Origin of the sequence: Fervidibacillus halotolerans (assembly GCF_026547205.1) — a bacterium.
Taxonomy (GTDB): Bacteria; Bacillota; Bacilli; order Bacillales; family Caldibacillaceae; genus Fervidibacillus; species Fervidibacillus halotolerans.
Genome location: NZ_CP106877.1, coordinates 450,001 through 471,404, shown reverse-complemented (window position 1 = coordinate 471,404; position 21,404 = coordinate 450,001). Strand labels below are relative to the sequence as shown.

Genomic DNA, 21,404 nt, shown 5'->3' with positions numbered 1-21,404 from the left:
CACGTTTATTTCCCCCATCAACTGAATATAAAGAATTCACATATTTATTAGCTGGGTTTCATCGATCGTTTTTATGAAATTCCTAAATATTTTTTCCTCCATTCCTCATGTTCCTTAAGTTCCTTCATTTCCCCTGACAACACCGTTTTTCCGTCATCGATAATATAGAAACGATCGCCGAGATATTCAGCCATTAAGTAATTTTGCTCAACTAAAATAATGGTCGTTTCCCCTTTCATCCGTTCCAACGTTTCCATCACCTTTTCCACGACGATCGGTGCTAGCCCTTTACTCGGTTCGTCAATCATCAGAAGTTCATTGTAGTTAATATAGGCTCGGGCGATGGCTAACATTTGTTTTTGTCCTCCACTTAAAACCCCTGCCTGTTTCCGCCAAAATTGTTTTAAATCTGGAAAGAGAGCCAATGTGGTCTCAATTCTTTCGTTAACTTTGTCCCCCTTTCCTTTCGTTGCAATTTTAAAATGTTCCTCCACCGTTAAATAAGGAAAGATTCCCTGATCTTCAGGAACATAACCGATTCCTAAGTTCGCTGTTTTATACGTGGGCAACTCCTGGATTTCCTTTTGTTTGAAAAAAACTTTTCCCCTTGACGGTGGACTGAGGCCTAGAATCGTCCGTAAAGTGGTTGTTTTCCCCGCTCCGTTTCTTCCGAGTAATACCGTTACTTCCCCTCTGATCGCTTCGAAGGTTACACCTTGTAAAATATGATATTGTCCGATAAAGGTCTCCAAATTTTCCGTTTTAAGAAGGACTTCCATTGTACAATCCTCCTAAATAAGCGTTTTGTACCGTCTCATTTTCCATAATTTCTTCCGGTGTTCCATCGGCAAGAAACTGTCCATTAAACAAAACTGTTACCGCGTCCGATAAATTCATAATTAAATCCATTTTATGTTCAATTAGCACGATCGTCCGATTTCCTTCCTTTTTTACATTTTGGATGACGGAAAGAATGGCAGGAACTTCTTCCATGGACATACCTGCCGTCGGTTCATCTAACAATAGTACTTCTGTATCTAAAGCAAGTAGCATAGCGATTTCTAATTTCCTTTGCTCTCCATGGGACAGTTGCTTGGCTAAAACCGACTGCTTTTCTTTCAGTAAAACGAGTTCTAAAATTTCATACGTCTTTTCATTGACTTCCGTATAATGGGAAAAATGTTTAAAAAATGGATAACGGATATTCATCCGGGATTGAACTGCTAAACGTACATTTTCAAAAACCGTTAAATTCGGAAAGACATTCGTCATTTGAAAGGACCGGCCGATTCCTTTTCGCGTTCTTTTCACACTCGAGAGGGAAGTAATATCTTCCTTACGAAAGTAGATTTTTCCGCTAGTGGCCTTTAACTGCCCTCCTAATAAATTAAATAGCGTCGTCTTTCCTGCCCCATTCGGTCCGATAATCGATTTAAATTGCTTTTCATAAACCATAAAATTCACATTATTCACCGCTATATGGCTACCGAACTGAACGGTTAAGTTTTTTGTTTCTAAAATCGGCTCCACCTTCCATCACCTCCCTTGGGGACAGTCCCCCCCAATTACTGATTCATAATAGGTGGCGCAGTTTCTTCCGGTGACATTTCACGAATTAGAACTGGAACCGGATAGGGTACACCTTCTCTTTTTTCTAGACGAATCGCATATAACGTTTGAAGCGCCTGATGATCTTCTTCTCTAAAGGTCATCGTTCCTTTCGGCGTTTCAAAACTCATCCCTTCCATCGTTTCAATGAGCTTTTCTACATCTGTATCACCATTCGTCTTTTTCAATGCTTCGACGATGGCTATGGCCGCACTCATCCCACCAGCGGTAAATAAATCAGGTACGGCTCCGTCATATCGTTTTTTATGCTCCTCGACTAAATAATCGTTTACTTCGTTATCTGGAAGTTCATAATAATAGACTGAGAAACCTTCCATCCCAACTAACGGTTCCATAATCGATAAGGCTGCAATATCCGGTGCCCCCGTGGAAATTTTAATACCTTGTTCTTGAACTTTCATATCGGCGATTTGTGTCCAAGGTGAATTGGCGCCGGACCAAATAATAAACAAATAATCAGGTTTTGCATCGATAATCTTTTGAATATTCGATGTGAAATCCGTCGCTTCTGGATCTGCATATTCTTCCAGGACAATTTCTGCCCCTAATTCTTCAGCAACTTTTTTAAAAGCTGCTACCCCGTCCCGACCGAAGGAATAATCCGGTGCTAAAGTGGCAATTTTCACACCTGGTGCTGCAATGGCCGTAGCCCCAGCAATCGCATCTTGAGAAGAGTTCCGTCCGGTACGAAAAATATATCGATTGAACTCCGATCCTGTTATACTATCCGCTACCGCGGGCTCAACGACCATAATTTTTTCATACTCTTCTGCTAATGGAAGCACCGCCAACGTATCACCGGAACTGGAAGAACCGACAAGGAATTCTACCTCTTCTTCTTCCAAAAGTTCCGTCGCCTTTTGAACGGCCACTTCTGGTTTTGTTTCCGTATCTTTATAAATGATTTCTATTTTTTTACCTGCTACTTCTCTTGTTCCGTCCGTTGCGTAATCAATTCCGATTTCAAACCCTTGTTGGGTCTGTTTTCCGTAAGATTCCAACACACCCGTTAATGATGCTAAAACCCCGATTTTAATCGTTTCATCATTCGAACCCGACGATTCCTCATTCGAATTACATGCAACCAAAATCATGGCAACTGAAAGAATAAGGAAAAAGACCGTGAAAATTTTTTTCCAAACCTCATATTTTATCCCCCTTCATTGATTTTCGGAATTCCTCCGTAAATGTATAGTAATTGGTACCGGTTACAAAAGAGTTACATCATCAAAAACATGAACCAAAAGGAAGAATCGATTTCTCTCCCTGTTCATTTTCTTTTGAAAAGACTATAATATTTTATAAGATTTTAAATATTTAAGGGGGGGATAAGATTGCGGGTACCTGTGCCGATCATCGATACGAAATTAACACCGCCAATGATAAAAAAGAATTGGATTCGAAGACCGGCATTAATGAAACAACTGCATGCGATCACCGAGTACCCATTGACCGTCCTCCATTCCGGTGCCGGCTACGGAAAAAGTAGTTCGTTAAGTCTTTTTACCCATGATTTTCATTTAAATGTTTGCTGGTATACGATTACTGATCATGACGACGATATTGTTCCGTTTATCACCTATGCTGTTTTTGCGATAAGAAAGCGTTACCAATCATTTGGAAATGAACTGCTAGCATATATCCAATCGATCGATGGATATCTCCGCGATCCGGAACTGCAAATATTAAGCGCTTTATTTATTAAAGAATTAGGAAAAATACAAGACCCGATGATTATCATTTTTGACGATTATCATTTAGTCGATCATTCTTTTCCAATCAATCAGTGGATGGGAACAGTGATTGAACACTTGCCAAAGAATGTCCATATCGTTATTTCTAGCCGTATAAAACCAAAATGGGGCTTTATGACAAAGTGGAAAGTAACGGGAAAAATGCTAGAAATTCATGAAAAACAGTTTCAAGTTAGCCAAGAAGAGACGGAAATACTCTTCTGGGAATTTTACAATCTTCCTCTGAAAGAAGAAGAGATTTCTGCCATTTACACTTTAACTGAAGGATGGATGATCGCCCTTAGTATGATCGCTGAACAATTGAAAAAAGGAGCGGATATATCTTCTATTTTACACGGCCATCATGCTTCAATGAACGATTTGTTCGACTATCTCGCCGAAGAAGTGTTGTCAAAACAATCCATTATCATCCAAGACTTTATTAAAAAGGCCGCACTATTAGAAGAAATCACTCCTGAACTTTGCGATAAAATCTTTGCTATCCAAGGATCCCAGGCAATTTTAGAACAGCTGACTGAACAGAACGCTTTTATTTACCAATTAAATGAAACGGATCAATACCGATTTCATTCCCTTTTTAAAGCGGCTATGGAAAGAAAATTAAAACGGGAAAACGTGGCCTTATTTAAGGAAATTCATATGAAAAGTGCCCAATATTATAAAGAAAAACAGTTGTGGGAACAGGGGATTTTCCATTATGAAAAAATCGATGATGTACATGCCATCGCAAGTTTGTTAGAAAAGCGGGCACCGGACTTATTAAACAATGGGAAACTGGAATATTTAGCCGAACGACTAAAACGAATTCCAAAAGACATAAAGAATCGCTATCCTGCCCTTTGGTTCCATGAAGGAGAAGTTCAACGATATCTCTCCTTTTATGAAAAAGCAAAAAAAAGCTATCAACATGCACTCGAATTAATTGATATCGAAAAGGATTGGGAACTTGCCGGAAACTCGATTGAAGGAATTGCAACTATTTACATCGATACGATTCAACCAGGTATAGCAGAGAGGTATTTATCCGAAGCGATCCAAATTAAAGAAAAACATTTAGGAAAACAGCATCCGGCGGTCCAAAAATTATATGGCCATATCATTGAAAATCTCGTCAATAGCGGTCAGGTAAAAAGGGCGGAAAAATTCATACGAAACGGCACTTTCCCCTTGGATGATCTACAAAAAAACAACTTGGATGCGAGAATCTATTTACGGACAGGAAGATTGAAAAAAGCTCAAAAAATTTTATACGAACGATTAATCGAAAAGCAACTTCACCTTCCTCAAACCCATCGGGAAACGGAAGTTCTATTATCCTATATCGAAGCTTGTCTCGGTAATATAGACGCTGCTAAAACCTTATCCGAAAGAGGGATTGAACAAGGGAAGAAGTTAAAGAACACCTTTGTAGAAGCTGTCGGGTGGATGAGACTAGGACATGCCAACCAACTATTGGATCGCACATATTTCCAATCTGCAGAACAATGCTACTTCACCTCATTAGAATTGATGGAAAAAATCCATGTTCCGAGGGGAAAAGCGGAGCCGTACATGGGGCTTTGTTTGCTATACGGTAAAAATAATGAATTTGAACGCTCACAGGAAATGGGGAAACTCGCCTTATATGAAACGGAAAAGGTAAATGATTTTTGGCTTTCTTCGTTTATTTATTTGTCGCTTGGTATATCTGCGTTCATGAATCAACACATGTCCGAAGGGAAAACGTACCTACACCAAGCGGAACAATATTTTCAACAATCACGATCCATACGGTTTTATGCTTACCCAACTCTGGTTTTCTTTTTATTATTTTCAAGAGGAAAACTGGGAATCCTTTCGACAATCAATGGAATCCCTATTTCGAGAAATTCAACTAGGCAATTATGACTTTATATTTTTCCAAAAGACGATTTACGGTCCAAGGGATTTACAAAATTACATACCACTATTTTTGAAGGGAAAGGAACTCGGTATACAAACAAGTTATATCCACCACTTGTTGCAACAATTCGGATATGAAAAGCTCGATTCCCATCCTGGATATACCCTTAAGGTCAACACGTTCGGGACTTTTCAATTATTTTTAGGAAACCGACAAATTTCGGACAAAGAATGGCAACGGATGAAAGCGAAGGAACTATTTATCTTTTTACTCGTTCATAAAAATCGCTGGTGGAGTAAAGAGGAAATTTATGAACAATTGTGGCCCCATGCGAGCGTAAATAACATCGATAACGAATTTAAAGTGATTCTTAACGCATTAAATAAAACGTTAGAGCCGAAAAGAAAGGCGCGATCAAATTCCTTTTATATACACCGTGCTCAAAATCAATATCGAATGAATCCAAAGGCCGTTATCGAAATCGACTTTGAGCAATTTGAACAATGGATTTATAGTGGATTACGGGAAAAGTCTCCAGAAAAAGCAATTCCCCTTCTTTTAAAAGGATTGGAATTGTATAAGGGATCATTTTTAGCAGATATCCAATCGAATGCCAGCTTTAGTACATTCAAAGAACATTTCCAAAACCTTTTCCTTCGAGGAGCGGAAAAACTAGCCCAGCTATATGTACAAACCAATGAAACGGATCAGGCAATCGACTGGTGTGAACGGATTTTAACAATTGATAAAACATGGGAAGAGGCATACCGATTACTAATGTATTGTCATTATCAAAAAAACAACCGACCGTTAGCAATCAATTATTACAAAAAACTATCAAAAATTTTAAGTGAAGAATACGGTTTGGAACCGATGGAATCTACCGTTCAAATGTATGAAATGATTTTGGATGCGGAAGATATTCATCTATGAACGATAAATTTATTTCCATATTTTTTATCACTTATAAACTTTGAAAAATTCGAATTTTAATATGATATAACCTTATGTTAGAATAAAAATAATTAACAATAAAGGAGGTTTATAATGATTCAGTTTTCCAAACCGGATGTGGAACAATTTTTCCGCACGTTGAATGTTCAAGATTTTGTTGTACGTAATGACGAAAAGCAACTGGTACTAAGCACAAATTTAAATGGAAACTATAACCTATGGGCAATGGATTTGCCAAATGAATTTCCTTATCCTTTAACTTTTCACAATCAACCGTGTCAAGCATTATATTATGAAAAAAAGGGTCGATTTATCGTGGCTGGATTCGACCGGGATGGGGATGAAAACACCCAATTATATGCGATACCGCCATACGGTGGAGAACTGGTCCCCCTCCGTGTAAAGGAAAATGAGCGACACTTTTTTATTCATCTTTCTGAAGATGGTAAACGACTATACTATACCGGAACGAAAGGAAATCCGACCTATTTAAATTCCTATTTATACAATATTGAGACAGGTGATGAAACCCGGTTATTGGAAGGGAAAGAAGTACCGACCTTTATCGCTGCCGTAAGTCCTGATGAACAAAGTTTTACATTCGTCAAGCAATTTGGAAATACGTCTTCTTTAGGTTACGTACAAACGGGAGGAAAACATTATTTAATAACACCGCAAGAAGATCTACAACAAATCGTTTCTGATATCGTTTATACTTCGGAAACGGAGATTTATTTTTTAACGAATTACGATGCGGACTTATGTTATTTGGCAAAGTTTAATGTGGAAACGAAACAATTTGAAAAAATTTTGGAAATCGAAAAAGAAGATTTACGAACGATAAAATACGATAAAAAAAATCGATTACTTTACTTAATCGGTTCCTACGGTGTGGAAGATCGTTTATATGCCTTTGATTTAAATACGAAAAAAACAACTGAAATTTTACTACCAACGAGTGTTGTGGAAAAAATCATCGTCGCAGAAAGTGGAAATCTTTATGTCCTCGGTCGTTCGGCAATTCGGCCTAACAATATTTTTCACTCGACGGATCAAGGGAACAGCTGGAAGGAGTTAACCCATTTTCGTATTCCGGGAGTGGCTGATGAACAACTGGTAGAACCGGAAGTATTCACTTATCCATCCTATGACGGATTGGAAATCGAAGCTTTATTCTTTCAAGCAAAACCGGAAAATTCCAACGACCATGTCATTCTTTGGCCCCACGGTGGTCCCCAATCGTTGGAAAGAAAATGGTTCAGAAGCTTATTTCAATTCCTCGTTAATCGCGGCTATTCAATATTTGCCCCCAATTTCCGAGGATCGTCAAATTACGGACTATCCTTTATGAAAATGGTCGAACGGAATTGGGGACATGGACCGCGCCTAGACAATGTGGCAGGCTTAGAATTTCTCATTGAAAAGGGATACGCGAAACGGGATAAAATTTTGTTAATGGGTGGAAGTTACGGAGGATACATGGCCCTTTTATTACACGGTAGGCATGCGGAATACTTTAAAGCAGTCGTCGATATATTCGGCGTTAGCAACTTATTTTCCTTCATCGAAACGGTACCGGAATTTTGGAAACCATTTATGGATCAGTGGGTCGGTCATCCGGAAAAGGATAAAGAATTATTAAAGGAACATTCGCCCATTACATATTTGGATGGGATGACAAAACCGATGCTCGTTATCCAAGGAGCTAACGATCCTCGAGTCGTAAAAGCGGAATCGGATCAAATTGTTGAAGCCCTGCGAAAAAAAGGACGAAGGGTGGACTATATCGTTTTAGAAGATGAAGGACATGGATTTAGCAAAAAAGAAAACGAAATAAAGGTATATCGGAAGATTTTACATTTTTTTGATGAAATGATCAACTAATGAACAATTATTGACTAATGTGAGTTGCCAATCTGATACCTCCACGTTCTCAGAAAGGGTGATGAATATAAATCATCTCATTCAACAATATGCCAAAAGATTGAAACTGAGTTGAATTCGTGAACATGATTATCAGGTTAACGTCAGAACTCATGAAGAATGTTGAATAAAACCCTTCGAATTAGGGATCATCCAGCGTGAAGAACGGAAAATCAATTTATTACTAAAATCGGCAACAATTTAATATCAACTCCAAAATAAAAAGTCAATGGCTAATTCTTGCCTTTGACTTTTTTCATACATTATAACTTAATTTAAAATAAAATAGGTTCATTCGACTCCTAAGGCTTCTCTTTTAATACCTCTTAAGATTAGTATCTATTTTTTTAAAAGAATATTTTTTAGAATTATTTATCGTTTGACTATTTATGTCAATATTTATTTGAAAATTTCGTATAGAAATTGTATTAATAAAATAAAGAAAAATATACGTAGTTTGAATTGTACATATAAAAAATTATCCTGAGGAAATAGCGATGAAAATATTTAATATTAATTTTAATTTAATCATGGCAAGTCAAATCTTTAATTTATTTGCTAGCGTTTTATTTAATGTAGCATTAATTTCCTATGTTTATAGTACTACCATTACGGTAAGTGGAGCTACTCTTGTATTAGTTGTAAGTACGTTGGGTTCGATCATAGGCGGATTTATTGCAGGTAGTTTTTTAGACAAAATTTCACATAAAAACGTAATGATTTTTTCCAGTTTCTTGAGTTTTTTGATCATGCTTATGTTATCAATAACTACAAGTGTTTTCGGACTAAGTATATTTACAATTTATATAGTGACCTTTCTTCTCAATGTTATAAGCAGTTTCTTCAAGCCAGCAAGACAAGCTATAGTTCCTAGTATTATAGAAAAATCTTTGCTTCTAAAAGCAAACAGTATTCTTTTAAGTACGATGCAAATTGTTTTAACATCTTCTTAGGTTGTCGCCGTACCAATTGCATCAATGTTAGGTGTAGAGATGTCAGTGTATACAATTTCTTTTGCCTATTTGATTTCCGGATTTTTAATTTACTTTATTAAAACTTCATACAGTGAAAAAAGCTTAGAAGAAAAAGATTCAATCTATAACTAACTAATAAAAGGTATTAACCTTTTGGGGAGAATAAAACGATTAAATCCATAACGATAATGGATATGATAGAAAACCTGGCTAATATTATTTGGGTCCCTACTTTTCTATTAGCTTTTACAGTTGAAGTGCTTCATTTAAATGAAGAATGGTGGGGATTCTAGGGAGCTGCGTATTTTTGGGGGATCATCATTGGTGGTTTATTGACTGCAAAGTACTCTCTGAAAATTAAACAATTGGGCGGAAAAGTATTAATCTATGCCTCCCTTGCAGTTGCGATTATTACATTAGTTTATGGATTAAATTCTTTTGCTTTATTAGCGGTTATTTATTCATTTTTAATTGGAATACCATCCCAGGTTCGAAATGTTATACAGGAATCTCTTATTCAAGAATATGCAGATAGGAGAGTTTTGGGAAGAGTTTTTGCCGTAAGAAATATCATCTTACAATCCATATATATAATAGCATTAGTTGCAGGAAGCTATTTGGCAGATAAAATTGGCATGGTAAATATATTTTTAATCGGTGCTTTTATATATACTTTTGTAGCGTTATATGCCTTCATGTCCTCTACTATTAGAAATTTTAATCTTAATGAAAAAATTAAATCATCTTTAGTTAGAGTAGAAAAATCCATCGGCTAAAATCTGGTTGTAATAAGAAAAGATACTACCGTTGATGATTATCACGGTACAAAAGTATGTTTTTGGCAAGAAAAATGCATGAAATGGCAATTAAAAATGGCACTAGCCAAATTCCTTTATTGGTTGAGTGAGATTGAATCTTTATAGCGATGACTATCGCCTTTAAAAATGATTAAATGGGAGTGATGGATTAATCGATCAATCACTGCTTCCGTTAATATTGCATCACCAAATACATTATTCCATTGCCCAAATTGTAAATTTGTCGTTACGATGATACTTTTCGCTTCATAACACATGGATATGATTTGAAATAACAATTCTGCTCCTTGTTTATGCAGGGGGGGATGTAGCCCAATTCGTCTATGTCAAGAGGTTTAATTTTTCGATTTGTTTGAGAAATTTGCCCAGTGATCCCTTGTCATTTGCTTCTAATAACGCATTCACTAGCGCAGCTACAGTATAAAACTTCACCTTCTTTCCCTTTTTCTTAATGGTATTTATCAAAATGAGAGTGGAAAGGAACGTCTTTCCCGTTCCGACTCCACCATAAAAAATAAGGTTTTCTTGGTTTTCGATAAAATCGCCTTGAAGGACATATTTCCTTTTAATGCCTGGAGCTAACTGAATATCCTTCTAATCAAAAGGCTTATTCGGAATTTTGGGTAATGTTGCTTGTTTCAGTAATAAATTGATTCTTCTTTCCTCTCGGTGTTGCACTTCGTGCGCAAACAGCTTCAGTAAATATTCCTCATGTGTTTCTGCTTGAATCGTTTGATAATTCGCTGGGATCCAACTTAGTTTTAGTTTTTTTGGCATACTCTTTAATTTGCGTTTCCACTTATCTTTCACCTCCGGTGGACTCGAAAAATCGATCATACTGACTAAGTTCCCTAGAGGCTTCAGGCATAGTGGCTTTCCAGTTGATTTGCCCAGTAAATATTCGATATACTTTTAGACATAGGTAGGGTTCTCCTTTCTCTAGAATGTTTTTGTCCAAATCAGAGAATATCCTACCTTTTTTCTTTTGGTCTAGCAAATTGTTTTACACAAAACACACCGCCTTTTTTTCGTGGATCAAATTCGAAATACATCTTTAAAAAATAAGAATAAAGCTTAGTTCATGTGAAGTTCCATTTTCATTTAAAAATGTACTGGACTATTTATTAATTAAAGGGAACCACTATTCATAAAAAACTTGAAAATTATCCCACAAGTCTTCCAATTGTTCCAACCGTTTTTTAACCTTCCCTTGTTCACTTCTCGTCACCGCTGTAATTAGTGCATTGATCATACTCAAAGGAGCGGTGAAAGAATCGATAAAGGAATTGATGTCAACGGAAGTGAATAATTGAATATCGCCAAGGGGGGCAAGGGGACTCATGACGTGATCGGTAATAACTAACGTTTTTGCCCCTCGAGTTCGAACATATTTTAAAATATCGACCGTTCGTTTCGTATAGCGGGAAAAACCCATTCCGATGACTAAATCCCGTTCATTAATATCTAACAAATGTTCGGAAACTCCATCCGCTTGCCGAATCAATTCCGTATTTTGCAAAACGAGATCTAAATAAAATTCGAGAAATTGCCCGATCGACTGGGCACTTCGGTAAGCGACGATGTATATCCGCTTCGCCTCAATAATGGCTTGAACAGCTTGCTGAAAGTCATCGTGATCAATATTGTCCATCGTCGACTTTATGTTTTGAATATCATCGGATAACACTTCCTGCCACACCTCAGAAGGAGAAGAATCGCCTCCTTCCGTCGTTTTTTCAAATCGTTCAGCGGAGGTCCATTTCCTCTTCAATGCTTCTTGAAGATGCCATTGGAAATCCGGATACCCTTGATAACCGAGAAATACGGCAAAGCGGATCACCGTTGCCTCCCCGACCCCGACGTTATGCGCCAGTTTCGAAGCCGTCAAAAAGGGAGCTACATCCGGATGATCGATAATATAATTAGCAATCTTTCTTTGTGACTTGCTCATTTCCTCCCGTTTTTCGATCATTTTTTCATAAACACTTGATCGCATCTCCATCACCTGACATATTACAGCTTTTTGTATAAAACGTTCTGATACGCATCCAACGTCCTTTCAATTTCCCGATCCCCATGGGCCACGGATAAACTATATCGATTCATCGGTTTCGTATAAATCCCTTCATTTAATAATAAATAGTCGATTTTCTTTCGTAATGATAAATTTGAGTTTTGTAAATCTCGATAATTTTTTACGTCCTTTTCCGTTAAAACGACGCTAAAAATGGTCCCTTTGCCGAGAGCTTGCATAGGGATTCCCCTTTTGCGGAATAAGTCTTCCAACCCTTTCTTCAATCGTTCCGTCCTTTTCAGCACCTCTTTCCCTTCTTCTTCCAAAATATCCAATACGGTATCGGCCACCGCTAAAATCGTCGGATGCCCATTATACGTCCCACTATGGAATAAAACTTCCGTAGCCGTCGTCTTCTTGCCCTGGCTCACATCAAAAACGTCGGATGAATGTTTCGGTCCACTTTCCATCATAATTTCCTTTTTCCCGCCGACAATACCGATTGGAAAACCGCCACCGATTACTTTCCCTAAAACGGTTAAATCAGGTTTTACACCGTACATCGATTGGGCACCACCAATTCCGATACGAAAACCAGTTTTCACTTCATCGAAAATAAGAATAATACCCAACTGTTCTGTAATCTTCCTTAAACCTTGGATAAAAGCCGGTGTCGCAGGGATAAAGCCCCCTTGAATCGGCTCGATGATTACAGCAGCAATTTCATCCTTATGTTCATTTAAAATCGCCTCTGTTCCCTTTAAATCGTTAAAAGGTAAGATTAAAATATTTTTTTCATAATAAGGATCAATTCCCTTGGATTCTGGAATTGGTGTCGGAGTATGAATCGGACCTGCTTTTTTTGGGTCTGGATTGATACTAAATAATACTTTATCATATCCGCCATGATAATGCCCTTCGAATTTTGCAATTTTCTGTTTTCCCGTATAAGCATTTGCCAATCGAATCGCTAACAGGGTTCCTTCCGTACCTGAATTCGTATAACGAACCATTTCCATACTCGGATAATACGATTGAATTCGTTTTGCCAACCGGTATTCCCGTTCATGGGGCGTTCCAAATAAATTCGTCCCATCCTCCTCGAGTTGTTTGACGATCCTTTCTTTCATTTTTGGATGATTATGACCAATCATAAGGGCACCGTAGGCGAGTAAATAATCGATGTATTCATTCCCGTCAACATCTTCCAAATATGCACCGTGACCGTGTTTCATAATGATTGGATAAGGAGCGAAGGATTTAATATTCGCCGTCACTCCACCAGGCATGACTTCCACCGCTTTTTTTAACCATTCACGGGATTTTTCCGTTCGGTGAAGAAATTCATAAAAATCAAATGAAATTTGATCAACCGCCAATTGAAACACCTCTTAATGAAATTTTCCTTTCAAAACTTATATATATGAAGTATTTACTTCATTATACAAAGAAAAAAAGAAATTGTGAAGGAAATTTTTCATTTTAAAATTAATTTGAAGTTTAATTTTCTTTTATATGGAAATTTAGATGAGGATAATGATGAACATATTTCGATAACGGGTAGATACGATTTACCATTTCTCTTCGTTGGAAAAAAAGAGTAAAATGGGATTGGAAATGGATGATTTATTTTTGTCAATTAAGTAATGATGAGAAAAGCTTGTGCAATGAAGGAGAGGAAAATGAACATACAAAAGAAACCGATTGTCCTTATTGGATTTATGGGAGTAGGGAAAAGTTCTGTCGGGAAAATATTAGCTACTAAACTGAAAAGAAAATGGATTGATATGGATCAAACCATTGAACAAAAATTTGACATGAACGTGGAGACCATTTTTCACACTTATGGAGAGAAAACTTTTCGAGAAACGGAAAGGAAGTTCATTAGCCAATTTCTTCGCCAATCTTCCACGGTGATTTCCACAGGTGGCGGTTCGTTTTTACAAATGGACGTTCAAAAAAAATGTATGGAGAAAGGCTTTGTTATTTTTTTAGATATCACATGGGATAGCTGGAAAAAACGTTTACCACTTTTAAAAAACCGGCCGCTTCTTCAAGGAAAATCAGAACAGGATATTAAGGAGTTATTTTTTTCTCGCAAATCCATTTACTCAAGCCACCATTTAAAAATCGATACGGATGGATTAAACATTAACGAAATCGCAGATGCAATTTTTCAAAAATTAAAAGAAAAAAATAAAGACTGTCCGAAATGAAATTCGATTGATTTCATTTCGGACAGTCCCTCTTATTGTACATGATTTACAGGGAACAATTGATGTCCCCCAAATGATTATTCATGGATAAATTTCACACAGACGACTTCTGGAACAGTTGTATTCCCTTGAATATATGTTAATTTTCCCGATTGTTGATCCCTTTTAAATAAAACGAGATTTCCTGTATTTTGATTGGAAGCGACAAGAAATCGTTCCGTTGGATCTAATACAAAATCCCTCGGCCAATCCCCTTCCGTCGATGTATGTTCAACAAACGTTAAGTTACCTGACGTTTCATCAACACGGAATAGGGCAATACTATTATGACCACGGTTTGCCGCATAAACGAATTTTCCATCTTTCGTAATATGGATGGCACTCCCTTGATTATTTTCCGTAAAATCATCGGGAATTGTAGAAATATATTGCAATTCTTCAAAGGATCCAGTATTGGAATGGTATTGTAGTTGAATGACCTCCGAACTAAGTTCCGTCATAATATAAGCAAAACGACCATTTGGATGAAAAGTAATATGCCTTGGACCGCTTCCCGGTCGAAGAGTCAACGTGGAATTTTCCGTTAAATTGCCATTTTCCAACCTATAGGTTACGAGTTTATCCGTACCCAAATCAACAGCTACAATATATTTTTCATCGGGAGTAAACCCGGCAAAATGCACATGGGGTTTTTCTTGACGTTGCGGATCAAGTCCGTGCCCTTTATGTTGAACGGTATCAATCAGTTTTTGTAAGCTACCGTCCGTTAGTGTACTATAGGCATCGACCGTACCTCGATGATAATTCGCACTTAGTACGACTGAACGATCCCCATTGACGCTTACATGGCAAGGCGATGGACCTTCCGAAAGCTTCCGATTTAACTCTTCAAGATTACCCGCTTCTTGATTAATTTTAAACGCTGCAACTCCACCGAGATCTTCATCCTTTGCAACCGAATATAAATTTTGATTATCTTTACTTATTGCAACATACGTCGGATTTGAGATTTCCGCAGCAACCTTAACCGCTTTTATTTTTTCCTCCTTTGTATCCAACAAAAAGGAATAAATGCCCTTACTTTCCTTTTTCGTATATGTACCTGCAAAGCCTAAATACATTCCGTCAGTCACGTTATTGCCTCCCTCTATTTTCCATTACTTTTCATTATACCATATCGACTTATCAATCAAATGCGGTTACATAAAAAGAAAATGGCTCGTTTCCCCAGTTTCAATAAACGGTTAACGAACCATAATCATCGAATATTCATTTTTAATTTGTTTTAAGGCGTTATAACATGCTTCACTTCGTACCTTGCCACTTCAATATTTAATATATATTCCGGTTTCGGTTGATTTCTTTTCGCTCGGTGTTGTGCGATATGTTCATCACTTTTTTCCCAATTTTTCCAAGCTTGTTCAGATTCCCAAGTGATTAAAACAACTACTACTTCTTCACCTCGTCTCACCTTTTTAACGAGCACTTTCAAATCTACTAAACCTTCCTGCTCAAGAAGAACTTTCGGAGGATTAAATTCTGAAGCTACTTGCTCAGCATAACCTTCCTTAACGGTCATTTTTCTCATTTGAACAAACATTTTATTCCCTCCTAGTCACGAATGATGGTCAATAGAAAAATAAAAAAAATCCGGCCAAAAATTGTTTTAATATACTAAAAAATGATATAAAGAAGGAAACGCAACTCCATGAACGGAGTAGCATTTCCCTTCCAGAGATTTATTGAATACCTGCTTCAATCTCTGAAATCATTTCCGATACAGAGACGAGACCGCCACCAGATAAATACCAATAATTCGGATCTAAATAAACGATGTTCCCATCTTTATATGCCTTCGTTTGTTTAATTAGTTCATTTTCAATCACTTCTTTAGCTGAAGTTTCTCCACCGACAACAGCCGTCCGATCAACGACGAATATGTAATCCGGATCATGTTCCAGAACATATTCAAAGGAAATACTTTGTCCATGGGTCGATGCTTCAATATTTGTATCAACAGGTTCAAACCCTAAAACATCATGAATGAGACCAAACCGGGATCCGGTCCCATAAGCACTAATTTTTCCTTCATTTGTCAACAATATTAAAGCATTTTTATTTAAAGAGGTAACTTGTTCTTTGACACTTGCGATTTTTTCATCAATCGCTGCCAATTCGTCCTCAACTTCTGTTTCTTTTCCGAAAATTTGTCCGATAATTTCCATGTTTGATTTAAACGATTCGATATAATTTTGGGTATCAACCGCAACGTAAACGGTCGGTGCAAGTTCCTGTAAATCTTCATACACTTCTGACTGGCGTCCAGAAATCAAAATTAAATCCGGATCAATTTCTGCAATTTTCTCAAAATCTGGCTCAAATAATGTACCGACATTTTCATATTTATCATCTTCATATTTGGATAAATACGAAGGAATCGTCCCTCCTTTAGGAACTCCTATTACCTCTATACCGAGTTTATCCAACGTATCAAGTGCACTGAAATCGAATACAACAACCTTTTCTGGATTTTTCTTCACTTCCGCTTCACCAAGTTCATGGGTAATCGTAATCGTTTCTTCTGCTTTTTCTCCATTACTTCCACTTGTTGAATCACTTTTCGCATCATCTTTTCCCCCACAGGCAAATAAAATAAGGGAGACAGCAATTATTATGGAAAAAATGGATATTTTTTTCATAACCAACAACACCTCTTTTTATTTTTTAAGTGAAAATCCCATTTATTTTTAGGAATGATTTATTGTAAAATATAATTGTATAGAAATATATTTGACCGGCTTCCCCGCGGATGGAAGCCATTTTTTTGCGCGCAACCCACCCAAAAATGAACCGACGGAATCAAATTAAGAGAAGTATAGACATATTTTGCAATTCCGGAAATTTTCAACTTGCATATCCATATCGTATACTTCTTGTAAAACTTCTCTCCGAATCATCTCATCCCTCGTACCTTGCTTAATAATTTTTCCATTTTTGATCGCCACGATGTAATCAGAATAAACCGAGGCAAAATTAATATCGTGAATGACTAAAATAATCGTCTTCCCTAACTCATCAACTAATCTCCTTAACGTTTTCATAATCTGTACAGAATGTTTCATATCCAAATTATTCAACGGTTCATCGAGTAATATGTACTCCGTATCTTGGGCAATTACCATGGCGATGAAAGCCCGTTGACGTTGGCCACCACTTAATTCATCTAAATATTCATTTTGGATCTCTTCTAACCCCATATATTCGATTGCTTCATCGACAAAGATCCAGTCCTCCTTCGTTAATTTTCCTTGGGAATAAGGAAATCGACCGAAGGATACGAGTTCTCGAACGGTTAACTTTAAGTTTACATAGTTCGATTGTTTTAATATGGAAATTTTTTTCGCTAATTCCCTACTTTTTCTTTTTGTCACATCTTTGCCATCGATCAAAATTTCCCCTTCATCTTTCATAATCAAACGACTGATCATCGAAAGAAGGGTACTTTTCCCCGCACCATTTGGACCGATGAAAGATGTAATTTTCCCCTTTTCAATTTTCACCGAAACATCATCAATGACTCGTTTCATCCCGAACCGTTTTGTAACATGTTTAACATCTACCATTTTTTATTCTCCTTTAACAAAAGGTATATGAAATAAATTCCCCCGACAAAATTGATAATGACACTTAATGTTGTTGAAAAGTGGAAAATCCGTTCAACGATCAATTGACCACCAACTAAGGCGATGATGCTAATGAATACAGCTCCTAAAATCAAATATTGATGTCTATACGTCTTCATAAATACGTATGATAAATTGGCAACTAACAAACCGAGAAACGTAATCGGTCCAACTAAAGCTGTAGAAATGGAAATCAAGATGCTCACAACAATCAACAACCGCTTAACAACGTAATCAAAATTAACCCCTAAGTTTACAGCCGTATCCTTTCCTAAAGAGAGAACATCCAAATATTTCATAAGTCGTGCAAAATAGACAGAAACGGCGATGATCAATACTGTCGCAATCGACAAAACGTCCGTATTAATATTATTGAATGAGGCGAACATGCGATCTTGAACGATTAAAAACTCATTCGGATCGATTAACACTTGCATAAAGGAAGAAAAACTATCGAAAAACGTACCAAAAATAAAGCCAACTAACAGAAGAAAATAAATACTATTATTATTTCCTTTAAACAAAAACTTATATAAGAGCAATGAGAATAAAACCATGATAACTACGATCATTAGAAACTGAACATTTTGATCCATCGTCAATAGTGTCATCGAACCGAATAGGAAAATGATCAACGTATTGATCAATACATACAACGAATCCAGAACCATAATATTTGGTGTTAAAATCCGATTTTGCGTAATTGTCTGGAAAACAACGGTAGAAAAAGCAATGGATGCACCGGTCAAAACGATCGCTAATATTTTATTAATTCTTCGCGATAAAATATATTCCCAGTTCCCGCCAAAATCGATATCTGTAAATAAAAATGCCATAACTAGAAGAATCGATATTCCCGCTAAAATCCATGTTTTCTGTTTGTAATTCATGTACGTTGTCTCCTCAATAGCAAGTAAATAAAGATTCCACTTCCGATGACCCCTACGGTTAAGTTAATCGGAATTTCATATGGAAAAATAATGATACGACCGAGAATATCACTAAACAAAACAAAGATGGCTCCAAGAATGGCGGTATGGGACAAACTTTTTTTCAAGTTGTCTCCTTGGTAAATTGAAACGATATTCGGAATAATTAACCCGAGGAAAGGAATCATTCCTACCGTTAAAATGACTGAAGAAGTAATCAGTGCAACGATACTTAAGCCGATATTAACGACTTGTCGATAATTTAATCCGAGATTTTTCGAAAAGTCTTCTCCTAATCCAGCGATCGTAAAGCGATTTGCATACATATAGGCGATGATTAATAACGGCAAACTAACAAAGATTAATTCATATCTCCCCTTGATGATTAACGAAAAATCCCCGATTAACCAGGAAGAAATATTTTGAATCAAATCGCTCCGATATGCAAAAAATGTGGCAACGGAACTAACAATATTTCCTAACATCAGCCCGACTAAAGGAATGAAAACAGCATCTTTAAATTTAATATTCTCAAGTATTTTCATAAATAAAAATGTTCCTGCTAAAGCAAATATGAAAGCCACGACCATTTTCACTAAAGGGCTGCTCGATGCAAATACGATCATCGAAACGAGAATCCCTAAGCGGGCAAAATCCATCGTTCCTGCCGTCGTCGGAGAAACGAATTTATTTCGACTCAACTGTTGCATAATTAAACCGGCAATACTCATGCTAGCACCGGCAATCAATATACTGATCAATCTCGGTAATCGACTGATTAATAAAATTTGTACAGTTTCATCTGTTAAGTTAAATAAATCAAGGGGTGTAATTTCCTTCACTCCGATAAAAACGGATACAATGGAAAGAATCACTAAAATTAGCAACATGTAACGTATTTTCATTCGCTGCTCCACTCTCTACTGTTTTTTCATTGATCGGTTCCATTCGTTTACTTTATCGATGTTCACATTATTTATTGTAAAAAAATAATAATGAGAATCATTATCAATTACATTGTAATGATAATCATTATCATTGTCAACAGCTTTATTACTATTTTTATAGGTTTTATTAGTCGATGAGAAATTAACGGCCTCTTACACATTCATATCGGCAACTTATTGGATTCTTTCTCTCTATATTCTTTTCTTCCCATACCTTAGTGCTTTGGTATAATTTTTAAACCTCATAAAGATTCCCCTTATTAAATCATAAAGTACCGATCCCGTACTTTTACTTTGGCTCTATTACTTTTGTTAATGTACCCTGACTTCCTTTTTGTCCCGTATGTATTTCAAGTTATTCCATTTCAATTTTTTTGACCACAAACATGAAAGGACGAATACATACAAACTTCTCCTGTATGAATGAAACAGGAGAAGTTTTTCAAATCCTTTATTCCGTTAATTTTAAATTTCGGTAAAAAACCAAAATTTATGAATGGAATCAAAGTTATGTAGATTTTTTGATTGTAGCAAGGAATCGATGACATTTCTACACCAGATGTCAAATCATCATTAGGTTATTCTCTTTCCTTTCAACCTAATCGTAAACAATATCAATCATACGTTTAAACTTCTTTCGCAAACAAAAAAAGAATGAATATTTGTTTTACTAATTATTCGGTAATTTTTACCTATTCTAGTTTCCGTTACGGTTTTTTTGATCCTATGACCACACCGTATACCATTTATGAATATTATTTTATCCATTTTTCTAACGGTTCTAGTAAGTATTTCACGATTTCATACTCAGTGATTTCATTTTTTGACGGTTCATTTAGCTTTTTAAAGGTAAATTTAATGTAAAAATCTACCCAAAACCATTCAATTTGCGGAAAATCGTTGATCCAATCTGGAATCCCTTTAATGTCCTCCGCCTGATTTTTATCTTGATTTATAAACTGACCGACTTTCAGCTTATAATTTAACTGTTCGTTGGCTTTTGGAATATGAACGATTATTTCAATTTGTACTGCATCTTTCATTTTTTCGTAAATATTGAGCAGTATTTTTTCTATTTCCCCATTCTTTACTGATTCGATAAACTCATGCCATACCCAAGTTTCATTCATCATCAAATGCCTTTTATATTCAAGAGATTTCTCTAACCCTTTTTCAATATGAACACCAACGGAAAATGTACCATCTTTATTTTCGTCAATCAGATATTTACCAAATTCATAAGCAGGATAAACAGTAGAAGGAACAATCCACCACATCGATTTTTTTACGTTAAATCGATTGTACGGCCTTAAAGTATAGCGCCTATCTTTAGTATCTAAATCCTTATGTAATCTTTGTGCAAGTTCTTTTGCATTTTCACACATGATTCCTTTCATATCTCCCATATCCCCCCATGAAAATATTTTTCAAAAAAGAATATAGAACATATAACGAATTACTTATTGTTTATCTCTTTAATGATAATCATTCGAGATTGGAACCTTAATATTATTAAACACAATATCACTTTGGAGAATCAAATATTTCGAAAACTTAAAGTTTGTCCCTGATCCACTTTCAGTTTCAATGGTGATTTGGACAAGCATTCGTAAAAGTATCCACTACTTTTATCTTCGTGGATTAATCCGTACTCCTTTACAGATATCACCATGTCGAAGAC

18 protein-coding genes and 1 pseudogene are annotated in these 21,404 nt (G+C 36.4%); 6 read left to right on the top strand and 13 right to left on the bottom strand.

Annotation, left to right across the window (positions count from 1 at the left end; translation table 11 throughout):
• Window positions 1-71 precede the first annotated feature (71 nt).
• The 3 genes from OE105_RS02200 to OE105_RS02190 are packed head-to-tail and all read right to left on the bottom strand — an operon-like array spanning window position 72 to window position 2,723.
• The gene (locus OE105_RS02200) at window positions 72-779 is read right to left on the bottom strand and encodes an ABC transporter ATP-binding protein (RefSeq protein WP_275421093.1); all 708 of its coding nucleotides are present in this window, start codon (window positions 777-779) and stop codon (window positions 72-74) included.
• Entirely contained in the window at window positions 763-1,530 is a 768-nt protein-coding gene (locus OE105_RS02195) for an ABC transporter ATP-binding protein (protein WP_275421092.1), read from the bottom strand. The genes OE105_RS02200 and OE105_RS02195 overlap by 17 nt, the downstream gene beginning before the upstream one ends.
• A 35-nt stretch (window positions 1,531-1,565) precedes the next feature.
• The gene (locus OE105_RS02190) at window positions 1,566-2,723 is read right to left on the bottom strand and encodes a substrate-binding domain-containing protein (protein WP_275421091.1); all 1,158 of its coding nucleotides are present in this window, start codon (window positions 2,721-2,723) and stop codon (window positions 1,566-1,568) included.
• 240 nt (window positions 2,724-2,963) lie between these two features.
• Between OE105_RS02190 and OE105_RS02185 the strand changes: the two genes are divergently transcribed.
• The 5 genes from OE105_RS02185 to OE105_RS02165 all read left to right on the top strand — a co-directional run bounded on the left by OE105_RS02185 (window position 2,964) and on the right by OE105_RS02165 (window position 9,892).
• Window positions 2,964-5,270 (top strand): winged helix-turn-helix domain-containing protein, encoded by a 2,307-nt coding sequence (locus tag OE105_RS02185; protein WP_275421089.1) that lies wholly within the window; start codon window positions 2,964-2,966, stop codon window positions 5,268-5,270.
• Entirely contained in the window at window positions 5,230-6,198 is a 969-nt protein-coding gene (locus OE105_RS02180; protein WP_275421088.1) for a BTAD domain-containing putative transcriptional regulator, read from the top strand. Before OE105_RS02185 ends, OE105_RS02180 begins: the two co-directional genes overlap by 41 nt.
• 114 nt (window positions 6,199-6,312) lie before the next feature.
• Window positions 6,313-8,103: a S9 family peptidase gene (locus OE105_RS02175; protein WP_275421087.1), complete on the top strand. Its 1,791-nt coding sequence runs from the start codon at window positions 6,313-6,315 to the stop codon at window positions 8,101-8,103.
• A gap of 536 nt (window positions 8,104-8,639) precedes the next feature.
• Complete coding sequence (locus OE105_RS02170) at window positions 8,640-9,095, top strand: MFS transporter (protein ID WP_275421086.1); 456 nt, start codon at window positions 8,640-8,642, stop codon at window positions 9,093-9,095.
• Between the two features lie 353 nt (window positions 9,096-9,448).
• A complete protein-coding gene (locus OE105_RS02165; RefSeq protein ID WP_275421085.1) occupies window positions 9,449-9,892 on the top strand; it encodes an MFS transporter in 444 nt (147 codons plus the stop codon).
• Between the two features lie 116 nt (window positions 9,893-10,008).
• Here OE105_RS02165 and istB read toward each other — a convergent pair.
• The 3 genes and pseudogenes from istB to OE105_RS02150 form a co-directional block, all read right to left on the bottom strand.
• Window positions 10,009-10,711, bottom strand: a pseudogene (istB, locus tag OE105_RS02160) (IS21-like element helper ATPase IstB).
• A gap of 364 nt (window positions 10,712-11,075) precedes the next feature.
• Entirely contained in the window at window positions 11,076-11,885 is an 810-nt protein-coding gene (locus OE105_RS02155) for a MurR/RpiR family transcriptional regulator (protein WP_275421084.1), read from the bottom strand.
• Between the two features lie 62 nt (window positions 11,886-11,947).
• Window positions 11,948-13,327, bottom strand: coding sequence for an aspartate aminotransferase family protein (locus tag OE105_RS02150; RefSeq protein ID WP_275421083.1), 1,380 nt, complete (start codon window positions 13,325-13,327; stop codon window positions 11,948-11,950).
• A 303-nt stretch (window positions 13,328-13,630) separates the two neighbouring features.
• Here OE105_RS02150 and OE105_RS02145 point away from each other — a divergent pair, with 303 nt between their 5' ends.
• On the top strand, window positions 13,631-14,164 hold the full coding sequence (locus OE105_RS02145) for a shikimate kinase (protein WP_275421082.1): 534 nt from the start codon (window positions 13,631-13,633) through the stop codon (window positions 14,162-14,164).
• A 77-nt stretch (window positions 14,165-14,241) separates the two neighbouring features.
• Here the strand turns inward: OE105_RS02145 and OE105_RS02140 are convergent, their stop codons facing one another.
• The 7 genes from OE105_RS02140 to OE105_RS02110 all read right to left on the bottom strand — a co-directional run bounded on the left by OE105_RS02140 (window position 14,242) and on the right by OE105_RS02110 (window position 21,129).
• Complete coding sequence (locus tag OE105_RS02140) at window positions 14,242-15,285, bottom strand: lactonase family protein (RefSeq protein WP_275422069.1); 1,044 nt, start codon at window positions 15,283-15,285, stop codon at window positions 14,242-14,244.
• 164 nt (window positions 15,286-15,449) lie between these two features.
• A complete protein-coding gene (locus tag OE105_RS02135) occupies window positions 15,450-15,764 on the bottom strand; it encodes an antibiotic biosynthesis monooxygenase (protein WP_275421081.1) in 315 nt (104 codons plus the stop codon).
• 139 nt (window positions 15,765-15,903) lie between these two features.
• Window positions 15,904-16,863 (bottom strand): siderophore ABC transporter substrate-binding protein, encoded by a 960-nt coding sequence (locus OE105_RS02130; RefSeq protein WP_275421080.1) that lies wholly within the window; start codon window positions 16,861-16,863, stop codon window positions 15,904-15,906.
• A gap of 165 nt (window positions 16,864-17,028) precedes the next feature.
• Window positions 17,029-17,787, bottom strand: a complete 759-nt coding sequence (locus OE105_RS02125; RefSeq protein WP_275421079.1) for an iron ABC transporter ATP-binding protein — start codon at window positions 17,785-17,787, stop codon at window positions 17,029-17,031.
• Window positions 17,781-18,737 (bottom strand): iron chelate uptake ABC transporter family permease subunit, encoded by a 957-nt coding sequence (locus OE105_RS02120; protein ID WP_275421078.1) that lies wholly within the window; start codon window positions 18,735-18,737, stop codon window positions 17,781-17,783. Before OE105_RS02120 ends, OE105_RS02125 begins: the two co-directional genes overlap by 7 nt.
• Window positions 18,734-19,681 (bottom strand): ABC transporter permease, encoded by a 948-nt coding sequence (locus OE105_RS02115; RefSeq protein ID WP_275421077.1) that lies wholly within the window; start codon window positions 19,679-19,681, stop codon window positions 18,734-18,736. Before OE105_RS02115 ends, OE105_RS02120 begins: the two co-directional genes overlap by 4 nt.
• A gap of 797 nt (window positions 19,682-20,478) precedes the next feature.
• Window positions 20,479-21,129, bottom strand: coding sequence for a hypothetical protein (locus OE105_RS02110; RefSeq protein WP_275421076.1), 651 nt, complete (start codon window positions 21,127-21,129; stop codon window positions 20,479-20,481).
• Window positions 21,130-21,404: the final 275 nt, after the last annotated feature.